Source organism: Enterobacter cloacae complex sp. GF14B (assembly GCF_004136805.1).
GTDB classification, from domain to species: domain Bacteria; phylum Pseudomonadota; class Gammaproteobacteria; order Enterobacterales; family Enterobacteriaceae; genus Enterobacter; species Enterobacter hormaechei_C.
This window is the reverse complement of sequence record NZ_QFRV01000285.1, coordinates 1-1,259: the sequence shown is the minus strand read 5'-3', so window position 1 is coordinate 1,259 and position 1,259 is coordinate 1. Positions and strand designations below refer to the sequence as shown.

Annotated in this window: 1 protein-coding gene; it reads left to right on the top strand. The window is 58.0% G+C overall.

What is annotated here, in order from left to right:
- Positions 1 to 76: 76 nt before the first annotated feature.
- Positions 77 to 1,259 (top strand): hypothetical protein (locus DD606_RS25275; protein ID WP_129259470.1); only part of this gene is annotated, 1,183 nt, incomplete at its 3' end.

The following is a 1,259-nucleotide window of genomic DNA, read 5'->3' as shown; positions in this document are numbered from 1 at the left end:
GGCAGAGCAACAGCAGGATGGACCTTCAGTAATACCTGCGCAGCGGCGCGGACGTTTCTCACGCTAAGGAGTGCCTGTGAAAATCTGTTACCCCATCAGAAACACCAGCGGCCAGGAGTTCCGCTCGCCGGATGAAGTCATGCGTCTTGTTGACGGGGAGGCGCACGGAACGTGGCTGCTGGGCACGAACGGACTGTGGCATGGTGGTATCCACATCAGTGATGTCTCCAGTCCCTTCTCGGCGCTTAACCCGGATGCCCTTAATACCGGCGAGCCCGAGCCCATCCGGTTCATGGCAGACGGTACTGTCGTTGCGTACCGGTTGAATAAGGAGCACCTGACAGCCCCGTACTGCGGACAGCAGCTGCGTTACAGCAGCAGTTTTGTGCTGGTGAAGTCACTGTGCCGGCCCGATCCGCAAAAGGAAAAAAGCTGGCTGGAGTTTTACAGCCTGTATATGCATCTGGCTCCGGTGTCAGACTATCCTGCCTCTCCCTGCTACAAAGTGAGGGACGGGCACAGCGGCATACTGTTACGTCAGTATAAAAACGGGCAGAACGGGCTGCCGGAGGGGGCGCCGGATAACGGCGAAGCCGGGACATATCCTGCCCCGGCGAAAGCGAACAAAAGCCTGAAGGCAGGCGATCGTTTTGTGTCTTCCCGTACGGGGCGTTTTTATGTCACGAGGAACGGACAGACCACCCTGACGACCTTTGGCCTGGTCCGTTTACTGAAAGACAATGTTCCGGGAAAAGAACAGTACTGGGTGACGCTGGATCCGGCGCTGATGGAGCCGGCCGGAGAAATACAGGGACTGATGCCGGCGTGGATGCAGAGAGCAAAACAGAAAGGGGCTTTTGACTCTGTGGAACTGACGGGAGGAACGGAAGAATGGCAGGTCAGCGCGGGCGCGCCTGTCGGGTTTATGGGATGTACGGAATCCCCGGCAGAGGGGAATAAACCTGTGGACAAGGAATGGTTTGTCCATCTGGAAGTGCTGAGTACCGATACCCGTATGCCCGGGTTTTTAGCCAACCCGGAAGGTGTGACGGGGGATAAAAAGTCAGTTCTGGTGTCAAAGGGAAAAAACCTGTTTATCCGGCAGGATGCGGCGGGACAGCCGGCATTTACCCCGACCTCCGCCAGGCTGGGCGTGCAGTGCCTGCTCACGCGGGACGCGGCAACACCGGTTGCGGATGGCTCCCGGAACTGGTGGTACAAAGTCACCGGGAGTGGCTGGTTACCGCAAAGCGATGTTG